Below are 22325 nucleotides of genomic sequence, written 5' to 3'. Positions count from 1 at the left end.
AGCCTGATATTCATTTCATGAAAAAACAACTCTTGCAGGCCGTTGCGGCCGCAGCGCTGCTCGGTGCGATTCCTCTGGCGGCCCAGGCGCAGAACGCAGCCATCGTCAACGGCAAGCCCGTGCCCAAGGCGCGCATGGACGTGCTGGCCCAGCAACTGGCGGCAGCCGGCCGGCCGGTCACGCCGGAGATGCAGGGCCAGCTGCGCGAGGAAATCGTCGCGCGCGAAGTGTTCATGCAGGAAGCGCAGAAGCAGGGCCTCGACGCCACCGAGGACTACAAGAACCAGCTCGAACTCGCCCGCCAGGCCATCCTGATCCGCGCCCTGTTCGAGAACTACCGCAAGACCAGCCCGGTCTCTGACGCCGACGTGAAGGCCGAGTACGACAAGTTCGTGGCGGCCAATGGCGGCAAGGAATACAAGGCGCGCCACATCCTGGTCGAAACCGAAGACCAGGCCAAGAAGATCATGGCCGACCTCAAGAAGGGCGCCAAGTTCGAGGACATCGCCAAGAAGCAGAGCAAGGACCCGGGATCGGGCGCCAATGGCGGCGATCTCGACTGGGCCAACCCCGCGAGCTTCGTGCCCGAGTTCTCCGAGGCGATGATCAAGCTCAAGAAGGGCGAGACCACGGCCGCCCCCGTGAAGACGCAGTTCGGTTACCACATCATCCGCGTCGACGACATCCGCCAGGCGCAACTGCCGAAGCTGGAAGAAGTGCAGCCGCAGATCACGCAGCAGCTGCAGCAGCAGCGCCTGCAGAAGTACCAGGAAGAGCTGCGCGCGAAGGCAAAGGTCGAGTAAGCCCCGCGGCTTTCCTGCCCCATGAAAAAAGCGGCCCGCGGGCCGCTTTTTCGTTTCGGGCTTTTTCCTTCAGCCTACCCAGCGGCGCGCATTGCGCCAGATGCGCATCCAGGGGCTCAGCTCGCTCTTGTCGCCGCCGGTCCAGCTCATCTGGATGTTGCGGAACACGCGCTCGGGATGCGGCATCACCGCGGTGAAGCGGCCGTCCGGCGTGGTCACCGAGGTCAGGCCGCCGGCGCTGCCGTTCGGGTTGAACGGGTACTGCTCGGTCGGCTGGCCGTGGTTGTCCACGAAGCGCATGGCGGCAATGGCCTTGGCGGCATCGCCGCGGTGCTTGAAGTTGGCATAGCCCTCGCCATGCGCCACCGCGATCGGCAGGCGCGTGCCGGCCATGCCCGCGAAGAAGATGCTCGGCGATTCGAGCACCTCGACCATCGACAGGCGCGCCTCGAAGCGTTCGCTCTGGTTGGTGGTGAAGCGCGGCCAGGCTTCGGCGCCCGGGATGATGTCGGCCAGCTCGGCAAACATCTGGCAGCCGTTGCACACGCCCAGGCCGAAGGTGTCGGTGCGGCCGAAGAAGGCCTTGAACTGTTCGGCCAGCTTCGGGTTGAAGGTGATGCTGCGCGCCCAGCCGATGCCGGCGCCCAGCGTGTCGCCATAGCTGAAGCCGCCGCAGGCCACCACGCCCTTGAAGTCGGCGAGGTCCGCCCGGCCCGCCTGCAGGTCGGTCATGTGGACGTCGAAGGCTTCGAAGCCGGCTTCGGTGAAGGCGTAGGCCATCTCGACATGCGAGTTGACGCCCTGCTCGCGCAGGATGGCGACCTTGGGGCGCGACGACAGCAGCCCCGGGCCGAGTTCGCCCCAGCCCTTGCCGAGCGGCGGCGAGACATGCCAGTGCAGGCCCGGGTCGCCCGGCTCGCCGGCCGCGGCGTGCTCGGCATCGGCGCAGGCCGGGTTGTCGCGCTCGCGGGCGATCTTCCAGCTGACCGAATCCCACACCTGGTGCAGGTCCTGCAGCGTCGCGCTGAACACCGACCTGGCATCGCGCCAGACCTCGAGCTTGCCCTTGCCGGCCTCCATCGTGGAGCTGGCAGGCCGCGTCTTGCCGACGAAGTGGCTGTGGGCGCTGAGGCCGTGGGCGCGCAGCACCTGCATCACCTCGTTGCGCTCGGCCGTGCGCACCTGCAGCACCATGCCGAGCTCTTCGTTGAACAGTGCCTTGAGCGTGAGTTCCTCGCGCCGCGCGCTGACCTGCTGCGCCCAGTTCTTGGCGTCGCCGGTCTCCATGCGGCTGTCGGAAATGCCGTCGCCTTCGGTGACCAGCATGTCGACGTTGAGCGCCACGCCCACGTGGCCCGCAAAGGCCATTTCGCAGGCAGTGGCGAACAGGCCGCCGTCGCTGCGGTCGTGCATGGCCAGGATCTTGCCGTCGGCGCGCAGCGCGTTCACGGCATTGACCAGCGCCACCAGTTGTGCCGGGTCGTCGAGGTCGGGCACCGTGTCGCCGCTCTGGTTCAGCGTCTGCGCCAGGATGCTGCCGGCCATGCGGTGCTGGCCGCGGCCCAGGTCGATCAGCACCAGCGTGGTGTCGGCCTCCGTGGCGTCGAGCTGCGGCGTGAGCGTGCCGCGCACGTCGGCCAGCGTGGCGAACGCGCTCACGATCAGGCTCACGGGCGAGGTGACGTTCCGGGCTTCGTCGCCGTCTTTCCACTGCGTGCGCATCGACAGCGAATCCTTGCCGACCGGGATCGACACGCCCAGCGCCGGGCACAGTTCCAGCCCCACGGCCTTGACGGTTTCATACAGCGCGGCGTCTTCGCCGGGCTCGCCGCAGGCCGCCATCCAGTTGGCCGAGAGCTTCACGCGCGAGAGCTCGATCGGCGCGGCCAGCAGGTTGGTGATGGCCTCGGCCACGGCCATGCGGCCCGAGGCCGGCGCGTCGAGCGCGGCCAGCGGCGTGCGCTCGCCCATGCTCATCGCCTCGCCGGTAAAGCCCTTGTAGTCGGCCAGCGTGACGGCGCAATCGGCCACCGGCACCTGCCAGGGGCCGACCATCTGGTCGCGGTGGCTCAGGCCACCCACGGTGCGGTCGCCGATGGTGATCAGGAAGCGCTTGGAGGCCACTGTCGGGTGCGACAGCACGTCGATGGCGGCCTTCTGCAGGTCGACGCCCGTGAGGTCGAGCGGCTTGAAGGTGCGGGCAACGGTCTTGACGTCGCGGTGCATCTTGGGCGGCTTGCCGAGCAGCACGTCCATCGGCATGTCGACGGGTTGTACCTCGGCGCCCTCGTCGGCCACCAGCAGCTGGCGGTCTTCGGTCGCCACGCCCACCACCGAGAACGGGCAGCGCTCGCGCTCGCAGAAGGCCCTGAACTGTTCGAGCGATTCCGGCGCGATGGCCAGTACGTAGCGCTCCTGGCTTTCGTTGCACCAGATTTCCTTGGGCGCCATGCCCGACTCTTCGAGCGGCACGGCGCGCAGGTCGAAGCGCGCGCCGCGGCCGGCGTCGTTGGTCAGTTCGGGGAAGGCGTTGCTCAGGCCGCCCGCGCCCACGTCGTGGATCGCGAGGATCGGGTTGGCCGCGCCCTGCTGCCAGCAGTGGTTGATGACTTCCTGGGCGCGGCGCTCGATTTCGGGGTTGCCGCGCTGCACCGAGTCGAAGTCGAGTTCGGCCGCGTTGGCACCCGTGGCCATGGAACTCGCGGCGCTGCCGCCCATGCCGATGCGCATGCCGGGGCCGCCGAGCTGGATCAGCAGCGAGCCGGCCGGGAACTGGATTTTTTTCGTCTGCGTGGCGTCGATGCTGCCGAGGCCGCCCGCGATCATGATGGGCTTGTGGTAGCCGCGCTGCACCGTGTCGACGTCGCTCGCCACGGTCTGCTCGTATTCGCGGAAATAGCCCAGCAGGTTGGGCCGGCCGAACTCGTTGTTGAAGGCGGCGCCGCCCAGCGGGCCCTCGGTCATGATCTGCAGCGGGCTCGCGATGTGCTCGGGCTTGCCGTAGTGGCCCTCTTCCGGCCAGAGCTTCGACACCGTGAAGCCGGTCAGGCCGGCCTTGGGCTTGGAGCCGCGGCCGGTGGCGCCTTCGTCGCGGATCTCGCCGCCCGCGCCGGTCGAGGCGCCCGGGAACGGCGAAATGGCCGTCGGATGGTTGTGCGTCTCGACCTTCATCAGCACGTGGCTCAGCGCGCTATCTTTTTGATAGCTTTGCGAATCCGAAGCCGGAATGAAGCGCTCGACCGTCGTGCCCTCCATCACCGAGGCGTTGTCGGCATAGGCAATGACGGTGTGTTGCGGGTTCTGCTTCTCGGTGTGGCGGATCATCGAGAACAGGCTCTGCGGCTGGGCCTGGCCGTCGATCGCGAAGCTGGCGTTGAAGATCTTGTGGCGGCAGTGCTCGCTGTTGGCCTGCGCGAACATCATCAGCTCGACGTCGCTCGGGTTGCGCCCGAGCCGGGTGAAGGCTTCGACCAGGTAGTCGATCTCGTCTTCCGCCAGCGCCAGGCCGAAACCCGTGTTGGCCGCCACCAGCGCGGCGCGGCCGCCGCCCTGCACGTCGACCAGCGCCATCGGCTGGGCCGGCAGCTCGCTGAACAGGCTGGCGGCCTGCTCCACCGTGGCCAGCACCGATTCGGTCATGCGGTCGTGCAGCGGGCCGGCCACGGCAGCCAGCAGGTCGCCTTCGAGCACGGGCGCCTTGCCGATCAGCGGGGCCTTGAGCTTCAGGTGGTACTGGGTGACCCGCTCGACCCGGCGCAGCGCCAGGCCGCAGTTGTGGGCGATGTCGGTGGCCTTGGAGGCCCAGGGCGAGACGGTGCCCAGGCGCGGCGTGACGACCACCGAAGCGCCCGCCTTGGCCGGGGCCTCGAAGGGCTCGCCGTAGGTCAGGAGCGCCGCGAAGCGCTCGCGGCCGGCCGCATCGAGTGCCGCATCGGTGACCACCAGGTGCACGAAACGGGCACCGATGCCCTCGATGCGCGCATCGATCGCCTGCAGCTTCGGCAGCAGCTGCCGCGCACGGAAATCGCTGAGTGCGCTGCCGCCCTCGAAAAGGGTTACGACGGGAAGGGCTTGAGGTGCGGGCTGCGTCACGGTCGATGGGGCCTGGGGCCGCGTTGGGAATCAAGAAAATCGGGGGGGATGGCCGCTGACTGGGGCCATCCGCGTAAGCCCTGAATTTTAGCCGGGTGAATGGGATAATTCCGGGATGAGCATTACCTACAAAGACGCCGCAGGCATCGAAGCCATGCGCGTCGCCTGCCGCCTGGCTTCCGAGGTGCTGGACTACCTCACGCCCTTCATCAAGCCCGGCATCACCACGAACGATGTCGACCGCCTGGCCGCCGAATACATGGTCAAGCAGGGCACCACCTCGGCCACGGTGGGCTACATGGGCGCGAGCAGCGTGCCCTTCCCGAAGTCGCTCTGCACCTCGGTGAACCACGTGGTCTGCCACGGCATTCCCAATGACAAGCCGCTGAAAAAGGGCGACATCATGAACGTCGACGTGACCGTCATCAAGGATGGCTGGTTCGGCGACAACAGCCGCATGTACATCATCGGCGATGCCTCCATTGCCGCCAAGCGCCTGTGCAGCATCACCTTCGAAGCCATGTGGCACGGCATCCTGCAGGTGCGCCCCGGCGCGCACCTGGGCGACGTGGGCCATGCGATCCAGAAGTTCGCCGAAGGCCAGGGCTATTCGGTGGTGCGCGAATTCTGCGGCCACGGCGTGGGCCAGCGCTTCCACGAAGAGCCGCAGGTGCTGCACTACGGCCGTCCGGGCACGCTGGAAGAACTCAAGCCCGGCATGATCTTCACCATCGAGCCGATGATCAACGCCGGCAAGCGCGAGGTGAAGGAAGACTTCAAGGGCGGCCAGTACGACGGCTGGACCATCGTCACGCGCGACCATTCGCTGTCGGCGCAGTGGGAACACACGGTGCTGGTCACCGAAACGGGCTACGAGGTGCTCACGCTGTCGGAAGGCAGCCCACCCCTGCCCTCGTTCGTCACCTCCACGAAAACGTGAGCCGCGCGAGCGGCGCGCGGCCGAGGACACAGCCGTGATCGAACCCGCCAAGATCGATGTCGCCACCCTGCGCGAAGCCTATCGCGCCAGGAAGCTGGCGCTGTTCGACACCCTGCGCTTTGCGCGCGCGCCCACGCGCAGCGTTCACACGGTGCTGCGGCAGCTGTCGGCGCTGGCCGACCAGACGCTGTGCGCGCTCTGGCGCGAGGCCGATTTCGGCGACGCGCTCGCGCTGGTGGCCGTGGGCGGTTTCGGCCGCGGCGAACTGTTCCCCTACTCCGATGTCGACGTGCTGCTGCTGCTGCCGCCCGAGGGCGAGGCCGGCGCGATCGATCCGGCCCGCATCGAGGCCTTCATCGGCCACTGCTGGGATGCGGGGCTCGAGATCGGCTCCAGCGTGCGCACCGTCGACGAGTGCCTGGCAGAGGCCGAGAAGGACGTCACGGTCCAGACCTCGCTGCTCGAATCGCGGCTGATCACGGGCGACAAGAAGCTCTTCGTGGGCTTCCGCAGGCGCTTCGCTCGCGCCATCGATCCGCAGGCTTTCTTCGTGGCCAAGTCGCAGGAAATGCGCCACCGCCACCAGAAGTTCGACAACACGCCCTACGCGCTCGAACCCAACTGCAAGGAATCGCCGGGCGGCCTGCGCGACCTGCAGACCATTCTCTGGATGGCCAAGGCCGCCGGCTTCGGCAGCCGCTGGGACGATCTGGCCAAGAACGGCCTGGCCACCTCCTTCGAGGCGCAGCAGATCAAGCGCAACGAAGCGCTGCTCTCGCTGATCCGCGCGCGCCTGCACGTGATTGCCAACCGGCGCGAGGACCGCCTGGTGTTCGACCTGCAGACTGCCGTGGCCGCGAGCTTCGGCTATGAAAGCGAATCGCAGCGCAAGTCGAGCGAGGCGCTGATGCGGCGCTACTACTGGGCGGCCAAGGCGGTTTCGCAGCTCAACCAGATCCTGCTGCTGAACATCGCGGAGCGGCTGCAGCCGGTGGACGAGCAGCACACGCCGATCAACGAGCGCTTCTTCGAGCGTGCGGGCCTCATCGAGATTGCGAGCGACGACCTCTACGAGCGCGAGCCGCATGCCATTCTCGAGACCTTCCTTCTCTATCAGAAGACCATCGGCGTGAAGGGCCTGTCGGCACGCACGCTGCGCGCGCTCTACAACGCGCGCCACGTGATGGACAGCAAGTTCCGCAACGACCCGGTCAACCACCAGACCTTCATGCGCATCCTGCTGCAGCCCTACGGCATCACGCATGCGTTCCGGCTCATGAACCAGACCTCGGTGCTGGGGCGCTACCTGCGGGTGTTCCGCAGCATCGTGGGACAGATGCAGCACGACCTGTTCCACGTCTACACGGTGGACCAGCACATTTTGATGGTGCTGCGCAACGTGCGGCGCTTCTTCATCGCCGAGCATGCGCATGAGTACCCGTTCTGCTCGCAGCTCGCGGCCGGCTGGGACAAGCCATGGATCCTCTACGTGGCGGCGCTGTTCCACGACATCGCCAAGGGCCGCGGCGGCGACCATTCCACGCTCGGCGCACGCGACGTGCAGCGTTTCTGCAAGCAGCACGGCATCGCGCGCGAAGATTCGAGGCTGATCGAATTCCTGGTCGCGGAGCACCTGGTGATGAGCCAGGTCGCGCAGAAGCAGGACCTGAGCGACCCCGAGGTGATCGGCGCCTTCGCCAAGCGCGTGGGCAACGAGCGCTACCTCACGGCGCTCTACCTGCTGACGGTGGCCGACATTCGCGGCACCTCGCCGCGCGTGTGGAATGCCTGGAAGGGCAAGCTGCTCGAAGACCTGTACCGCTTCACGCTGCGCGCGCTCGGCGGCCGCATGCCCGACCCCGACGCAGAGGTGGAATCGCGCAAGCGCGAGGCGCTGGTGCAGCTCGCCCTCCGAGCGCAGCCCTTCGAGGCCCACAAGGCGCTGTGGGCCACGCTCGACGTCGGCTACTTCATGCGCCACGATGCCACCGAGATCGCCTGGCATGCCAAGCAGCTCTCGCGTTTCGTGCCGCCGCCCAACGTTCCCGTCGATCCGAAGGCGCCGCCGATCGTGCGGGCGCATCTTTCACCGGTCGGCGAAGGCCTGCAGGTGGTGGTCTACACGCCCGACCAGCCCGACCTGTTCGCGCGCATCTGCGGCTACTTCGACCAGTCGTCGTTCAGCATCCTTGACGCGAAAGTACACACCACGAGCAATGGCTACGCGCTCGACACGTTTCAGGTGGTGACCACCTTCCTGCCCGACCACTACCGCGATCTCATCAGCATGGTGGAGTCGGGCCTGGCGCAGACGCTGACCGAAGCCGGCCCCCTGCCCCCACCCAGCGTGGGCCGCGTGTCGCGGCGCGTGCGCAGCTTCCCGATCAAGCCGCGCATCAGCCTGCTGCCCGACGACAAGGCGCAGCGCTGGCTGCTCAACATCTCGGCCAGCGACCGCACCGGGCTGCTTTATTCGGTGGCGCGCGTGCTCGCCCGGCATCACCTGAACCTGCAGCTCGCCAAGGTCACGACCCTGGGCGAGCGCGTGGAAGACACCTTCCTGATCAGCGGGCCGGAACTGCAGGGCCAGAAGACGCAGCTGGCCATCGAGACCGAGCTGATGGAAGCGCTGGCCTCCTGAGGCCCTGAGGCACGCTTGCTGCTTGTTTCATCCGCAGGCACATCCTGCGGCATGATGGTGCCGACTTGATTCAACTCGAACGGCAACCCTCGACATGAGCCAGAAAACCAATCCCCTCGCGGGCCAGCCCGCACCGCTGGACCTGCTCGTCAATGTCCCGCGCCTCGTCTCGGCCTACTACGCGGGCCGGCCCGATCCCTCGGTGCCCGCGCAGCGCGTGGCCTTCGGAACCTCGGGCCACCGCGGTTCTTCCTTCGACAACGCATTCAACGAATGGCATGTGCTGGCCATGAGCCAGGCCATTGCCGACTACCGGCGCCAGAAGGGCATCGACGGGCCGCTGTTCCTCGGCATCGACACGCATGCGCTTTCCACGCCCGCCTTCAACAGCGCGGTGGAAGTGCTGGCGGCCAACGGCGTCGAGCTGATGCTCTCGAAGGACGACGAATACACGCCCACGCCCGCCGTCTCGCATGCGATCCTGGTCTACAACCGCGGACGCACGGCGGGGCTGGCCGACGGCATCGTGATCACGCCTTCGCACAACCCGCCCGAAAGCGGCGGCTTCAAGTACAACCCGCCCAACGGCGGCCCCGCGGGCACCGACATCACGTCGGCGGTCGAAGCCGCGGCCAACGCCTTTCTTGCGGCGGATCTCAAGGGCGTGAAGCGCCTGCCGCTCGCCCAGGCGCTGCACGCCCCGACCACGCACCGCCACGACTACCTGAACACCTATGTCGAAGACCTCGCGCAGGTGCTCGACATGGATGCGATCCGCGGCGTGCAGATCGATTTGGGCGTCGATCCATTGGGCGGCGCGGGCGTGCGCTACTGGCCGGCCATCGCCGAGCGCTACAAGCTCGGGCGGCTCAACGTGCTGAGCCAGGAGGTCGATCCCACCTTCCGCTTCATGTCGCTCGATTGGGACGGCCGCATCCGCATGGACCCGTCGTCGCCCGATGCCATGCACAAGCTGATCGGCCTGCGGGAGCGCTTCGGCATCGCCTTCGCCTGCGACACCGACCATGACCGCCACGGCATCGTCACGCGCAGCGCGGGGCTGCTGCCGCCCAACAACTACCTGGCCGTGATGGCCGACTACCTCTTCACGCACCGGCCCCAATGGGCGGCGCATGCGGCCGTGGGCAAGACGGTGGTCAGCAGCCAGATGATCGACCGCGTGGCCGCCAGGCTGGGCCGCACGCTGTACGAGGTGCCGGTGGGCTTCAAGTGGTTCGTCGACGGGCTGGTGGATTCGTCGCTGGGCTTCGGCGGCGAGGAAAGCGCGGGCGCCACCTTCCTGCGGCGCGACGGCTCGGTCTGGACCACCGACAAGGACGGCATCGTGCCCGCCCTGCTCTCGGCCGAGATCGCCGCACGCACCGGACGCGACCCCGGCGAGCGCTTTGCCGAACTCGCCCAGGCGCTGGGCCAGCCGGTGGCCAACCGCGTGGACGCAGCGGCCACCGTCGAGCAGAAGAAGAAGCTTTCGAGCCTCTCGCCGCAGCAGGTGCTGTCCACCGAGCTCGCAGGCGAGAAGATCCAGAACGTGCTGAGCCACGCCCCCGGCAATGGCGCGGCCATCGGCGGCGTGAAGGTGGTCACCGAGAACGGCTGGTTCGCCGCGCGGCCCTCGGGCACCGAGAACATCTACAAGATCTACGGCGAGAGCTTTCTCGGCGCCGAGCACCTGGGCCGCATCCTCGAGGAAGCGCAGCAGCTGGTGGACAAGGCGCTGGCGGCGGGCTGAAACCTTCATCGAGCGTGCGGCGCCGCCATGAACACCGAACTGTCGCGTCTTGCCGCCGAGGTCGGCCTGAACGATCCCGGGCAGGCATCCCTGCGCCTGGCCTTCGGCCTGGCCTGCGCGGACCGCATCGGACATCTGCTGGAAGACCCGCGCGCCATCGAAGGCCTCGCGGTGGCGCATGCCTTTCTCGACGGCAAGGCCGACGAAGCGGCCTTGAAAGCGGCTCGCGCGGAGTTGGCGGCCGTGGCGAACGGGCACCGTGGCTCGAACTCGATCGATGGCTCGGCGCATGCGGCGGTTTCCGCCACGTATGCGGTGGCCAATGCCCTGGCAAGCCGCGCCCTCGAGGCCGCGAGCTACGCAGCCTACGCGGCGGTCTATGCCTACGGTGGCTATGCGATCACCGACCCGACGGCCTTCGAGGATGAATTCGCGTGGCAGGTCCAGACTCTCAAGGCACTCGCGCAACCGAATGCGAAGGCATCCTTGGCCGACCCGGCCTAGCGCGTGCCCTTTGCCAGCCGCCGCTCGAGCCACACGCTGTAGCGCGACAGCCCGAAGCACAGCAGCCAGTACACGGCCGCAATGAAGAGATAGCCCTCGAGATAGAACGGCCGCCAGGTCGGGTCGCCGCCGAGCGCGAGGCCGAGCGCACCGGTCAGCTCGAACAGGCCGACCACCGTGACCAGCGAGGTGTCCTTCAGCGTGCCGACCACACTGTTGGTCAACGCCGGCACCACGAGCCGCAGGGCCTGCGGCAGCACGATGTCCCGCTGCACCGGCCAGCGGCCGAAGCCCAGCGCCATCGCCACTTCGGTCTGGCCGCGCGGCACGGCCTGCAACCCGCCGCGGATGATCTCGGCCAGGTAGGCCGCCACGAACAGCGTGAGCCCCGCCAGCACGCGCACCAGCACGTCGGGCTGCCAGCCCGCGGGCCACAGCAGCGGCAGCAGGAAGGAAGCCATGAACAGCACCGAGATCAGCGGCACGCCGCGCACCAGCTCGATGTAGCTCGCGCAGAGCGTGCGAACCACCGGCCAGCCCGAGCGGCGTCCCAGCGCAAGCAGCAGCGCCAGCGGAAAAGCCAATGCCAAGCCCACCACGGCAAGGCCGATGGTGAGCGGCAGACCGCCCCAGCGGCTGGTCGGCACGAGGACAAGTCCCGCCACGCCGCCGCGCATCAGCAGCACGAACAACAGCAGCGCCGCAAGCCAGAGCGGCGCCAGCCACCAGCGCCAGCTGCGCGGCCAGGCGCTCAGCACGGTCACGGCGGACAGCACGGCCACGGCAATGGCCGGACGCCATTGCTCTTCATAAGGGAAGCGCCCGAACAGCATCGGCCGCCATTTCTCGGCCACCACGCCCCAGCAGGCGCCATGCTGCACCGCGCGGCAGGCTTCTGCATCGGGCCGGAACACCGCGTGCAGCACGCCCCATTCAATGGCGTGGAAGCCGCCCCACGCCAGCAGCGCGAGCAGCAACACGGTGGCCAGCACCCGCAGCGGCGAACCCCAGAGTTCGCTGCGCCACGCAACAGGGCCCTGGGCCGCGTTCCTCATCGCCAGCCCCTGAGCGCGACGCGCGCGTTGTAGCGGTTCATGCCGAAGGAGATCACGAGCGACAGCAGCAGGTAGACCGCCATGATGATGGCAATGCACTCGAAGGCGCGGCCGTTCGAGCCGATGGTGGTGTTGGCCACCGACACCAGCTCCGGATAACCCACGGCCACCGCAAGCGATGAATTCTTGACGAGGCTCAGCAGCTGGTTGGTGAGCGACGGCACGATCACCCGCAGCGCCTGCGGCAGGATCACGATGCGCAGCTGCTGCACCGGCGCGAGCCCGAGCGCCTGCCCGGCCAGCACCTGCCCCTGCGGCACCGACAGGATGCCGGCGCGCACGATCTCGGCCACGAACGCGGCCGAATAGAAGGACAGGCCCGCGACGATGGTCACGTACTCCGGGCTCAGCGCCGCGCCGCCGCTCACGCCGAAGTCGCCGCGTTCGGGCCATTCGAGGTGCGTGGGCCACCAGCCACCGCCCTCCCCCGACGCCGGCCAGGGCACGCTGAGGCCGCCCTTGCTGAGCCACACGCCCGGCAGCAGCCGCACAGGCTCGGTGGGATCAGGCAGCAGGTTGGCAATCGCAAAGGCCAGCATCAGCAGTTGCACGAGCAGCGGCACGTTGCGCAGCAGTTCGACATACGCGGTGCAGATGCCGCGCAGCAGCACATGCGGTGCGAGCCGGCCGATGCCGATCAGGGTGCCGAGCACGACCGAAAAGATGGCGGCGGGCACCGAGGCGCGCACCGTGTTGACCAGGCCCGCGAGAAAGGCGCGCCAGAACGGCTGGCTGGCCTCGAAGCCGAGCCAGCCTTCGCTGATGGAGAAGCCTGCGGGCTCGGTGAGAAAGTCGAAGCCCGAGCGCACGCCCCGCGCCCGCAGCACTTCGAGCGCATGGTTCACGACCCAGGCCGCGCCGGCCACGACGGCCAGCACCAGCAGCGCCTGGACGACCCAGGCCAGCCAGGCGCCGCGGCGCGAGGCTTGACTGCTCATCGAACCGGTGGTGCGTAGATCAGGCCGCCCTTGTTCCAGAGGTTGTTCGAGCCGCGCGGCAGCTTGAGCACCGACTTGGGGCCCACGTTGCGCTCGAACATCTCGCCGTAGTTGCCCACGGCCTTGATCGCGCGGAACGACCAGTCCTTGTCGAGGCCCAGCAGCTTGCCCAGGTCCTCGCCGGTGCCGACCAGGCGCTGCTGCGCCGGGTCCTTGCTGCTGGCCTTGAGCTCGTCGGCATTGGCCTGCGTGACGCCGAATTCTTCGGCCTCGATGAGCGCGTTGGGCACCCACTTGGCAATGGCAAACCATTCGTCGTCGCCGCGGCGCACCAGCGGCGCGAGCGGTTCCTTGGAAATGAGCTCGGGCAGGATGATGTAGTCGTCGGGGTTCGGCGCTTCCTTGTTGCGCAGGCCGGCCAGCGCGGAGGCGTCGGTGGTGAAGGCCTGGCAGCGACCCGAGAAGAAGGCCTTGAACGAGGCTTCGAAGCTTTCGAACACCACCGTCTTGACCGGAATGTTCTGTGCGCGGAAGTAGTCGGACACGTTCTTCTCGTTGGTGGTGCCCGACTGCGTGCAGATGGTCGCGTTCTTGAGCTGCCTGGCGCTCGTGACCTTGAGCTTCTTCGGCACCAGGAAGCCCTGGCCGTCGTAGTAGGTGATGGTGGTGAAGTTGAAGCCCAGCGACGCATCGCGCGTGAGCGTCCAGGTGGTGTTGCGCGCGAGGATGTCGATCTCGCCGGCCTGCAGGGCCGAGAAGCGCTGCTGCGAATTGAGCGGCACGAAGTCGACCTTCTTCGGATCGCCCAGCACGGCCGCCGCAATGGCGCGGCAGGTGTCGACGTCCAGGCCCGACCAGTTGCCCTGCGTGTCGGGCGCGGAAAAGCCGGCCACGCCATTGGTCACGCCGCACTTGACGGTGCCGCGCTGCTTGACGGCATCGAGGGTCTTGCCGGCAAGGGCAGGCGCGGCAGTGGCAAGCGCGGCAACGGTTGCGGCAGCGGCCAGCGCGGGACGGAATCGATTCTTCATTGGTGTGTTCTCCTCAACAACAAGCAAAAGGCAGTGTACGAGGCTGCGCGCCGCCCTGCCAAGGAACCAGCAGTTGAATGCATATGCTGCGTGCGCCGCTGTCCACGGGTTTTTCTTGCCGGCTGCATTCACTAACATACGGGCCTCCAACAACTTCACCAGGAATCTGCACATGACCAAATCCGATGACACCGGCAAGCTCGTTCTGCGCGTTGCACTCGGCATCCTCATCCTGCTGCACGGCATCGCGAAGGTCGGCAAAGGCGTCGACGGCATCGGCGGCATGCTGGCGTCCCATGGCTTGCCGGCGGCTTTGGCCTACCTGGTCTATGTCGGAGAGATCCTTGCGCCGGTGCTGCTCATCGTGGGGCTGTTCACCCGTCCGGCGGCGCTGATCGTCGCCCTCAACATGCTGGTGGCGATCTGGCTCGTGCATCAGAAGGACCTGGGCGCGCTCAATGGCCAGGGCGGCTGGGCGCTGGAACTGCAGGGCATGTTCATGTTCTCGGCGATCGCGATCGCGCTCTTCGGCGGCGGCCGGTTCGGCCTGGGCGGCAAGTACAACTGAAAGAAAGAAAGAAGGCACGCGGCCGGCGGTGTACCGGCCGTTCTTTCGTCAATCGTCGTCGTTGGCGTCCAGCCCTGGAAACAGGACGTCGGTATAGCCGAAGCGCGAGAAGTCGCGCACCCGCATCGGATAGAGCTTGCCCAGCAGGTGATCGACTTCGTGCTGCACCACGCGCGCATGAAAGCCGCTTGCGATGCGGTCGATCGGATCGCCGTAGGGATCGAAGCCGGTGTAGCGGATGTTGGCGAAGCGCGGCACCACGCCGCGCAGGCCCGGCACCGACAAGCAGCCTTCCCAGCCTTCTTCTTCCTCGTCGCCGATCGGCGTGATGACCGGATTCAGCAGCACGGTGCGAGGCACCGGCGGCGCATCGGGGTAGCGGGGATTGACGACATCGGTGCCGAAGATCACGAGCTGCTGGTCGACACCGATCTGCGGCGCGGCCAGGCCGGCGCCGTTGGCGGCCAGCATGGTCTCGAACATGTCGCGCACCAGCAGGTGCAGCTCGTCGGTGTCGAAGGCAGCCACCGGCTGCGCAATGCGCAGCAGCCGGGGGTCGCCCATTTTCAGGATTTCGCGGATGGCCATGGCGGGGATTATCGCGAGCGGCCCCGCCGTCCGGTCATGGAGGGGTTTGCCCCTTGGAGTCCGGCGACGTCCACAACCGCTCCGAGCCGCGCGGCGGCTGTGACCGGTACTGCGGAAGCGGCGACACGCCGGCGGCATTGCCCGAAGGCCGTCCGCCGCCGCCCCAGCCGGGACGAGAAGGCACCGGCACAGGGACCGGCACTGGCACCGGGCGCGCCGCCGGATAGCCCGGACGCCCGTAGTAGCGTCCGTCGTAGTAGGGACGGTCGTAATAGCGGCGTCCGCCTTCGTAGTAGCCGCCACCCTGGATATAGACTGGCGCCGGATTCACCACCACCGGGTCCGCGTAGTACGGCTGCGAATAGCCCCCACTGTAATAGGGGTCGCCAGGAACAGCCACGCAGCCGCCGAGCAGCGCGAAGCCGCCAACGGCGACACAGATACCGAGAACACGAATTTTCTGCATGAGGGACTCCTTGTCAGCCTTCTGTTTTCAACGCCGGCTTGTAGACCCTGTTGACTGCGCGGGTGTGAAGTCGCGTAACTGCCGGTAAGAACCGCGCTTCACCCCTTCAACCCGGCACACCGCTGGCGAGCAGCTCCAGCATACGCGCCTCGTCGATCACCTCCACACCGATCTCGCGCGCCTTGTCGAGCTTGCTGCCGGCCTCCTCGCCAGCCACGAGGTAGCTTGTTTTCTTGCTGACCGAGCCCGCCACCTTGGCGCCGGCTGCCTCCAATTTATCCTTCGCTTCGTCCCTGCTCAGCGTAGGAAGGGTGCCGGTGATCACGAAGGTCAGTCCCGCCAATGGCTTGGGCGCCCGGGCGGCGGGTTCGCCCTCTTCCCACGCCAGCCCGCATGCGCGCAGCTGCTCGACCACTTCACGGTTGTGCGGCTGATCGAAGAAGGTGCGCAGGCTTTGCGCGACGACCGGGCCGACGTCGTTGACCTCGAGCAGCTGCTCCTCGGTCGCATCCATGATCGCGTCGAGCTTGCCGAAGTGCTTGGCGAGATCCTTGGCGGTGCTCTCGCCCACGTGCCGGATGCCCAGCCCGAACAGGAAGCGCGGCAGCGTGGTCTTTTTCGAGGCCTCGAGCGCGTCGACGAGGTTCCTGGCCGACTTGTCGGCCATGCGGTCCAGCCCCGCCAGCGTGGTGAACCCGAGCCTGTAGAGGTCGGGCAAGGTGCGGATCAGGTTGGCGTCGACCAATTGCTCGACCAGCTTGTCGCCGAGCCCGTCGATGTCGACCGCGCGCCGCGCCGCAAAGTGCAGGATGGCCTCCTTGCGCTGCGCCGCGCAGAACAGGCCGCCGGTGCAGCGGTAGTCGACCTCGCCTTCTTCGCGCAGCGCCTCCGATCCGCATACCGGGCATTGGTGCGGCATGGTGAACAGCGGGCCCCGCTCGCCGTCGGGCCTGGCGAGGCTTTCGGGCACCACGCCGACCACTTCGGGGATCACGTCGCCGGCACGCCGCACGATGACCTTGTCGCCCACGCGCACGTCCTTGCGGCGTGCCTCGTCCTCGTTGTGCAGCGTGGCATTGGTCACGGTCACGCCGCCGACGAACACCGGCGCCAGCTTGGCCACCGGCGTGAGCTTGCCGGTGCGCCCGACCTGCACCTCGATGCCCAGCACCTCGGTGATCTGTTCCTGCGCCGGGTACTTGTGCGCCACGGCCCAGCGCGGTTCGCGCGACACGAAACCCAGCCGCCGCTGCAGCTCGATGCTGTCGACCTTGTAGACCACGCCGTCGATGTCGTAGGGCAAGGCATCGCGCTGGCGTCCGATGTTCTCGTGGAAGGCAATCAGTTCGATGGCACCGGTCGCGCGGGCGGTCTGCGTGGCCACCGGAAAGCCCCAGGCATGGAACTGCTGCAGCCATTCGAACTGGGTCGGAAAATCCGGCCCGCCTTCGCTGGCCGGCGTGACCTCGCCGAGGCCATAGGCAAAAAAGCTCAGCGGCCGCGCCGCCGCAATGGCCGGGTCGAGCTGGCGCACCGCGCCGGCCGCGGCATTGCGCGGGTTGACGAAGACCTTCTCGTTCTTCTGCCCGGCCGCGATCTTCTCGCGCTGGCGCTCGTTGAGCGCCTCGAAGTCGGCGCGCTTCATGTAGATCTCGCCGCGCACCTCGACCACCGGCGGCGCCTTGCCGTTGAGCCGCAGCGGAATCTCGCGCACCGTGCGGATGTTCTGCGTGACCTCCTCGCCGACCTCGCCGTCGCCCCGCGTCGCGGCCTGCACCAGCACGCCGTTCTCGTAGCGCAGGTTCATGGCCAGGCCATCGAACTTGAGTTCGCAGACGTACTCGACCTGCGGCCCGTCCTCGGCCAGGCCCAGTTCCTTGCGCACGCGGGCATCGAAGGCGCTGGCGCCGCCGGGCGAGATGTCGGTCTCGGTGCGGATCGACAGCATCGGCACCTTGTGGCGCACCTTCACGAAGCCTTCGAGCACCTTGCCGCCGACGCGCTGCGTGGGCGAATCGGGCGTGCGCAGTTCGGGGTATTCGGCTTCCAGCGCCTGCAGCCGCTGGAACAGCCGGTCGTACTCGGCGTCGGGCAGCTCGGGGGCATCGAGCACGTAGTAGAGATGAGCGTGTCGGTGAAGCTGTTCGCTCAGTGCGGCGGCTTCGCGTGCCGCTTCGTCGCGCGTGGTCATGGGTGTCTCCCGAACGATCGGATCAGCTGAAAAGGCGGCGCGCCAGCGGCGAGCCGGCGGCCAGGTCGCGTGATTCGAGCGTGTCGTAGAGCTGCTCGAGATCGGCGCCGATCACGTCCATGGTTTCTTCGCGCAGCAGCTGGCCGTCGCTGTCGGTGACCACGCCGTCCATCTCGCGCGCCAGCGTGGCGGCGGCTTCGCGCATGCGGCGGAACGGCTGCTCGGCGCGGTCGACCTGCGGCACGTCCAGGCTCAGGCTGAGCTCGCGGATGGCCGACTGCGCCGGATCGTCGGCCAGCGCAGCCTGCGTGTCGAACGAAAGTCCGAGGATCGGCGGCAGCCCGGCCTCGCTCGTCGGCAGCACCATGCGTCCCGGAATGATGCCGGCCACGAAACCCAGGCGGGCGGCGTTCTGCTGCACGTAGCCGGGACTCCAGGCCGCATGCAGTGCGCGCAGCACGAAGCCCAGCTGGGCATCGTGCGCACTGGCGAACTGGTCGAGCTCGCGGGCGCGCGCCACCTCGTCGAGCATTTCGGGAAACTCGAGCGCGCCGTTGACCGCATCGGCAAAGGCCTGCGCCTTGACGACGAATTCGGAATACTCGATCTCGTTGAGCGCCCCGGTGCGGTTGGCCAGCTGCACACCCACCTGGAAGGCGCTGTAGCGCTGGCCCGGCACTGGCGGCTCCCACTGGCCGGTGTGCTCGTTCAGGCCTTCGATGGCCACGGGCTTGCTGCCTGCGCGCCGCGTGGGCGGCATGGCGGCAATGGCTGCGTCGCCCGACGCGAGCCCGTCCAGCGACACCGGCGCGATCACGTCGATGAGCGGATCGAGCCCGCCGCGCCGCTCGGCCGTGGGCACCGGGCTCGCGCTGGGCGCGGGCAGGTCGGGGTCGAACAGAGGCTCGTGGCGTTCCTGGCTCGGCAACTGGTGCGGATCGACGTGCAACGTCGGCTCCACGCCGTCGGACGAGGACGATGGCCGATGGTCCGCTTCGGACAGGTCGCGCTCAGCGGCGTCGGGCTGGCGCGGCGCGTTGCGGCGCGAGGTCACGGTGTTGTAGGCAACGACGGCCGCGAGGACGAGGCCGCCGAGGATGGCCAGGGCGAGAGTGAGATTGCTCATGCGCTGCCCGGCTCAAGCAGCTTCGACCATGGAGGCGGCCGCTTCCATGTCCACCGCGACGATCCGCGAGACGCCCTGCTCCTGCATGGTGACGCCGATCAGCTGCTCGGCCATTTCCATGGCGATCTTGTTGTGGCTGATGAAGAGGAACTGGGTTTCGCGGCTCATGGCGGTCACGAGTTTGGCATAGCGTTCGGTGTTCGCGTCGTCCAGCGGCGCGTCCACTTCGTCCAGCAGGCAGAAAGGCGCCGGGTTGAGCTGGAAGATCGCGAACACCAGCGCGATGGCCGTGAGCGCCTTCTCGCCGCCCGAGAGCAGGTGGATGGTCTGGTTCTTCTTGCCGGGCGGCTGCGCCAGCACCTGCACGCCGGCATCGAGGATCTCGTCGCCTGTCATCACGAGCCGTGCATTGCCGCCGCCGAACAGCTCGGGGAACATGCGGCTGAAGTGCTCGTTGACGATCTTGAAGGTGCCCCCCAGCAGGTCGCGCGTCTCGGCGTCGATCTTGCGGATGGCGTCTTCCAGCGTGCCGATGGCTTCGTTCAGGTCGGCGGACTGCGCATCGAGGAAGGTCTTGCGCTCGCTGGCCACGGCAAGTTCGTCGAGCGCGGCCAGGTTGACCGCGCCCAGCGCCACCACTTCGCGGTTCAGGCGGTCGATCTCGCCCTGCAGGCCGGTGAGGCGGACCTTGTCGGCTTCGATCGACTGGGCAACGGCCTCGAGGTCGGCGCCGGCGTCGCCGAGCAGTTGCTGGTACTGCTCGACACCCAGGCGCGCGGCCTGCTCCTTGAGCTGGAATTCGGTGATGCGCTGGCGCAGCGGATCGAGTTCGCGCTCCAACTGCAGCCGGCGCTCGTCGCTGGCGCGCAGCTTCAGCGTGAGGTCGTCGTACTGGCTGCGGGCCGCACCCAGCGCGGCCTCGCGCTCGAGCTTGAGCGCCAGCGCGTCCTGCAGGCCGGCCTGGGCCGCGGCGTCCGACAGGCGGCCGAGTTCGGCGCGGGCGCGCTCGTCTTCGTCGGTAAGCGACAGCACCTGCTGCGATGCGGTTTCGATCGCGCGGTTCAGCTCGCCGCGGCGGGCTTCGAGCGTGCGCTGCGAGAAGGTGGCCTCCTGCGCCTGCCGTTCGAGGCTGCGGTGCTGCTCGCGGCTCGCGGCCAGCGCGCGGCCGGCTTCGATCACGCGTTCGTCGAGCTGCGCGTGGCGCTCCTGGCTGTCGGCCAGCTGCATGTCGAGCTCTTCGAAGCGGCCTTCGGCGGCCATGCGCTTTTCCTGCAGTTCCTCGAGCTGCGCGTCGACCTCGGCCAGGTCGGCGGCCAGCTGCTGGCTGCGCGCGCGCGTCTGCTCGGCAAGCTGCGTCATGCGCAGCGTCTCGACCTGCAGTTCATGCGCACGAGATTGCGTTTCGGCCGCTTCGCGGCGTGCCGTGACGAGGCGCTGCGCGGCATCGGCGTAGGCAGCTTCGGCGCGGACCAGCGCCGTGCGCGCCTCTTCGCTGATGAGGGCCTGGGCGCGCAGTTGGCGCTCGAGGTTTTCCATTTCCTGCTGGCGCGCCAGGAGGCCGGCCTGCTCGGAATCCGGGGCATAGAAATTGACGCTGTGCGAGAACACGGCGTGGCCGCTCTGCACATAGATGACTTCGCCCGGCTGCAGCGTCGCGCGCTGCGCGAGCGCCTCTTCGAAACTCTGCGCGGTGTAGCAGCCGTGCAGCCAGTCGGTCAGCAGGGCCTGCAGGCCGGCATCGTTCAGGCGCAGCAGGCTCGACAGGCGCGGCAGCGCGGCAGCGCCTTGCGGCACGCCGGCTTCGGGCGGGCTGTAGAACGCGAGCTTGGCGGGCGGTGCATCGTTGCCGAAGGCGCGCACCATGTCGAGCCGGCTGACCTCGAGCGCACCCAGGCGCTCGCGCAGCGCCGCTTCGAGCGCGTTTTCCCAGCCCTGCTCGATGTGGATGCGGCTCCAAAGCCCCTGCATGCCTTCGAGCCCGTGCTTGGCGAGCCAGGGCGCCAGCTTGCCGTCGGTCTTGACCTTTTCCTGCAGCGCGCGCAGCGCCTCGAGCCGCGCCGAGAGCTCGGCATGGCGCGCGCCTTCGGTGTTGACGGCCTGCTGCTTCGCGCGGCGGTCGTCATCGAGCTGCGGCACCGATTCCTGCAGCTCATGCAGGCGGGCGTCGGCCTCGCTCGCGCTTTCCTGCGCGGCCGCGTGCTCTTCCTGCAGGGCTTGCAGGCGTGCCTCGTCGGGCGCGGCCAGCGCGTTCTGGTCGGCACGCAGGCGTTCGCTGCGCTGCGTGAGCTGGCGGCTCTGCTCTTCGATGTTGCGCTGGTCGGCGGCCAGCACCTGGATCTGCTGCTGCACCTGCGAGACGGTGCTGCGCTGGGCATTGGCCTCGTCCTGGGCGCGCTGCACGGCTTCCTCGAGCTCGGGCATGCGCGCGTCGTGTTCCTCGAGCTGCGCGGCCAGCAGGACGGCCTGCTCTTCCGCGTCGACGCCCTGGCCGGCCAGGGTTTCGATCTCCGCCTCGGCCTCTTCGCGGCGGCGGCCCCACTGGCCCATCTGCTCGCGCAGCTGGACCAGCCGCTGCTCCACGCGCTGGCGGCCTTCGACCACGAAGCGGATCTCGCCTTCGAGGCGGCCCACTTCGGCACTGGCTTCGTAGAGCTTGCCCTGGGCCTGGTTGACCTGGTCGCCGGCCGCGTAGTGGGCCTGGCGCACGGTTTCGAGTTCGGATTCGATGCGGCGCAGGTCGGCGGTGCGCGACTCGAGGTCGTTGATCGCCTTTTCCGAGTCGGCCTTGATCCTGGCCTGATCGGCATCGCTTTCGCTGCGCTTGAGGAACCACAGCTGGTGCTGCTTCTTCGTGGCTTCGCCCTGCAGCGCGTTGTAGCGCGCGGCCACCTCGGCCTGCTTCTCGAGCTTTTCGAGGTTGGCGTTGAGTTCGCGCAGGATGTCTTCCACGCGCGTGAGGTTCTCGCGCGTGTCGCCCAGGCGGTTCTCGGTTTCGCGCCGGCGCTCCTTGTATTTGGAGACGCCCGCCGCCTCCTCGAGGAACAGGCGCAGCTCTTCGGGCTTGGACTCGATGATCCGGCTGATCGTCCCCTGCCCGATGATGGCGTAGGCGCGCGGGCCGAGGCCGGTGCCCAGGAACACGTCCTGCACGTCGCGGCGGCGCACCGGCTGGTTGTTGATGTAGTAGCTGCTGGTGCCGTCGCGCGTGAGCACGCGCCGCACGGCAATTTCGCCGAACTGGTTCCACTGGCCGCCTGCGCGGTGGTCGGCGTTGTCGAACACCAGTTCCACGCTCGAACGGCTGGCCTGCTTGCGCGTGGTCGTGCCGTTGAAGATCACGTCCTGCATCGACTCGCCGCGCAGCTCCGACGCGCGCGACTCGCCCAGCACCCAGCGCACCGCATCCATGATGTTCGACTTGCCGCAACCGTTGGGCCCGACGACGCCGACCAATTGGCCCGGCAGCAGGAAGTTGGTGGGTTCGGCGAACGACTTGAAGCCCGAAAGCTTGATGGAATTGAGACGCACGACTTGTCGGCCTGCCTTGGCACGACGCCAAGGTGTTGATTTGT

Annotated in this window: 15 protein-coding genes; 6 read left to right on the top strand and 9 right to left on the bottom strand. The window is 67.9% G+C overall.

Annotated features, from left to right (window positions below; translation table 11 throughout):
* The first annotated feature begins 17 nt into the window (after positions 1 to 17).
* Complete coding sequence (locus IB278_RS17960) at positions 18 to 803, top strand: peptidylprolyl isomerase (protein ID WP_145743826.1); 786 nt, start codon at positions 18 to 20, stop codon at positions 801 to 803.
* 69 nt (positions 804 to 872) lie between these two features.
* Here IB278_RS17960 and purL read toward each other — a convergent pair whose 3' ends face one another.
* Positions 873 to 4895 carry a phosphoribosylformylglycinamidine synthase gene (gene purL / locus IB278_RS17955; protein ID WP_192324611.1) on the bottom strand — a complete coding sequence of 1341 codons (4023 nt, stop codon included), beginning with the start codon at positions 4893 to 4895 and terminating at the stop codon, positions 873 to 875.
* Positions 4896 to 5010: 115 nt separating this feature from the next.
* On the opposite strand from purL, the gene map reads away from it, so the two are divergent.
* From map to IB278_RS17935, 4 genes are all read left to right on the top strand, one after another.
* Positions 5011 to 5835 carry a type I methionyl aminopeptidase gene (gene map / locus IB278_RS17950; protein WP_012748043.1) on the top strand — a complete coding sequence of 275 codons (825 nt, stop codon included), beginning with the start codon at positions 5011 to 5013 and terminating at the stop codon, positions 5833 to 5835.
* Positions 5836 to 5869: 34 nt separating this feature from the next.
* The gene (locus IB278_RS17945; protein WP_145743822.1) at positions 5870 to 8476 is read left to right on the top strand and encodes a [protein-PII] uridylyltransferase; all 2607 of its coding nucleotides are present in this window, start codon (positions 5870 to 5872) and stop codon (positions 8474 to 8476) included.
* A 94-nt stretch (positions 8477 to 8570) separates the two neighbouring features.
* Entirely contained in the window at positions 8571 to 10226 is a 1656-nt protein-coding gene (pgm, locus tag IB278_RS17940; RefSeq protein WP_192324609.1) for a phosphoglucomutase (alpha-D-glucose-1,6-bisphosphate-dependent), read from the top strand.
* Between the two features lie 27 nt (positions 10227 to 10253).
* A complete protein-coding gene (locus tag IB278_RS17935) occupies positions 10254 to 10730 on the top strand; it encodes a putative immunity protein (protein WP_192324607.1) in 477 nt (158 codons plus the stop codon).
* Here the strand turns inward: IB278_RS17935 and IB278_RS17930 are convergent.
* The 3 genes from IB278_RS17930 to IB278_RS17920 are packed head-to-tail and all read right to left on the bottom strand — an operon-like array spanning position 10727 to position 13814.
* Positions 10727 to 11785 carry an amino acid ABC transporter permease gene (locus IB278_RS17930; RefSeq protein ID WP_145743816.1) on the bottom strand — a complete coding sequence of 353 codons (1059 nt, stop codon included), beginning with the start codon at positions 11783 to 11785 and terminating at the stop codon, positions 10727 to 10729. The genes IB278_RS17935 and IB278_RS17930 overlap by 4 nt on opposite strands.
* On the bottom strand, positions 11782 to 12783 hold the full coding sequence (locus tag IB278_RS17925) for an ABC transporter permease subunit (RefSeq protein ID WP_192324605.1): 1002 nt from the start codon (positions 12781 to 12783) through the stop codon (positions 11782 to 11784). Before IB278_RS17925 ends, IB278_RS17930 begins: the two co-directional genes overlap by 4 nt.
* Positions 12780 to 13814, bottom strand: a complete 1035-nt coding sequence (locus tag IB278_RS17920; RefSeq protein WP_145743812.1) for an amino acid ABC transporter substrate-binding protein — start codon at positions 13812 to 13814, stop codon at positions 12780 to 12782. The genes IB278_RS17925 and IB278_RS17920 overlap by 4 nt, the downstream gene beginning before the upstream one ends.
* Positions 13815 to 13986: 172 nt before the next feature.
* Here IB278_RS17920 and IB278_RS17915 point away from each other — a divergent pair, with 172 nt between their 5' ends.
* The gene (locus IB278_RS17915; RefSeq protein ID WP_145743810.1) at positions 13987 to 14382 is read left to right on the top strand and encodes a DoxX family protein; all 396 of its coding nucleotides are present in this window, start codon (positions 13987 to 13989) and stop codon (positions 14380 to 14382) included.
* A gap of 48 nt (positions 14383 to 14430) precedes the next feature.
* Here IB278_RS17915 and def read toward each other — a convergent pair whose 3' ends face one another.
* From def to smc, 5 genes are all read right to left on the bottom strand, one after another.
* Positions 14431 to 14970, bottom strand: a complete 540-nt coding sequence (def, locus tag IB278_RS17910; RefSeq protein WP_145743809.1) for a peptide deformylase — start codon at positions 14968 to 14970, stop codon at positions 14431 to 14433.
* 34 nt (positions 14971 to 15004) lie between these two features.
* Positions 15005 to 15436 (bottom strand): hypothetical protein, encoded by a 432-nt coding sequence (locus IB278_RS17905; protein WP_192324603.1) that lies wholly within the window; start codon positions 15434 to 15436, stop codon positions 15005 to 15007.
* 106 nt (positions 15437 to 15542) lie between these two features.
* Positions 15543 to 17627: an NAD-dependent DNA ligase LigA gene (ligA, locus tag IB278_RS17900; protein ID WP_192324601.1), complete on the bottom strand. Its 2085-nt coding sequence runs from the start codon at positions 17625 to 17627 to the stop codon at positions 15543 to 15545.
* Positions 17628 to 17649: 22 nt separating this feature from the next.
* Positions 17650 to 18753 (bottom strand): cell division protein ZipA C-terminal FtsZ-binding domain-containing protein, encoded by a 1104-nt coding sequence (locus IB278_RS17895; protein WP_192324599.1) that lies wholly within the window; start codon positions 18751 to 18753, stop codon positions 17650 to 17652.
* Between the two features lie 12 nt (positions 18754 to 18765).
* Positions 18766 to 22281: a chromosome segregation protein SMC gene (gene smc / locus IB278_RS17890; RefSeq protein ID WP_192324597.1), complete on the bottom strand. Its 3516-nt coding sequence runs from the start codon at positions 22279 to 22281 to the stop codon at positions 18766 to 18768.
* Positions 22282 to 22325: the final 44 nt, after the last annotated feature.

The sequence above is a fragment of the Variovorax sp. VRV01 genome (assembly GCF_014852545.1).
GTDB classification, from domain to species: domain Bacteria; phylum Pseudomonadota; class Gammaproteobacteria; order Burkholderiales; family Burkholderiaceae_C; genus Variovorax; species Variovorax beijingensis_A.
This window is presented reverse-complemented; position numbering and strand designations above follow the sequence as displayed.

Excerpts from the sequence above, each read along its gene's own strand:
- IB278_RS17960 (WP_145743826.1), top strand. The coding sequence starts at position 18 with ATGAAAAAACAACTCTTGCAGGCCGTTGCGGCCGCAGCGCTGCTCGGT.
- map (WP_012748043.1), top strand. The coding sequence starts at position 5,011 with ATGAGCATTACCTACAAAGACGCCGCAGGCATCGAAGCCATGCGCGTC.
- pgm (WP_192324609.1), top strand. The coding sequence starts at position 8,571 with ATGAGCCAGAAAACCAATCCCCTCGCGGGCCAGCCCGCACCGCTGGAC.
- IB278_RS17935 (WP_192324607.1), top strand. The coding sequence starts at position 10,254 with ATGAACACCGAACTGTCGCGTCTTGCCGCCGAGGTCGGCCTGAACGAT.
- IB278_RS17930 (WP_145743816.1), bottom strand. The coding sequence starts at position 11,785 with ATGAGGAACGCGGCCCAGGGCCCTGTTGCGTGGCGCAGCGAACTCTGG.
- IB278_RS17925 (WP_192324605.1), bottom strand. The coding sequence starts at position 12,783 with ATGAGCAGTCAAGCCTCGCGCCGCGGCGCCTGGCTGGCCTGGGTCGTC.
- IB278_RS17920 (WP_145743812.1), bottom strand. The coding sequence starts at position 13,814 with ATGAAGAATCGATTCCGTCCCGCGCTGGCCGCTGCCGCAACCGTTGCC.
- IB278_RS17915 (WP_145743810.1), top strand. The coding sequence starts at position 13,987 with ATGACCAAATCCGATGACACCGGCAAGCTCGTTCTGCGCGTTGCACTC.
- def (WP_145743809.1), bottom strand. The coding sequence starts at position 14,970 with ATGGCCATCCGCGAAATCCTGAAAATGGGCGACCCCCGGCTGCTGCGC.
- IB278_RS17905 (WP_192324603.1), bottom strand. The coding sequence starts at position 15,436 with ATGCAGAAAATTCGTGTTCTCGGTATCTGTGTCGCCGTTGGCGGCTTC.
- ligA (WP_192324601.1), bottom strand. The coding sequence starts at position 17,627 with ATGACCACGCGCGACGAAGCGGCACGCGAAGCCGCCGCACTGAGCGAA.
- IB278_RS17895 (WP_192324599.1), bottom strand. The coding sequence starts at position 18,753 with ATGAGCAATCTCACTCTCGCCCTGGCCATCCTCGGCGGCCTCGTCCTC.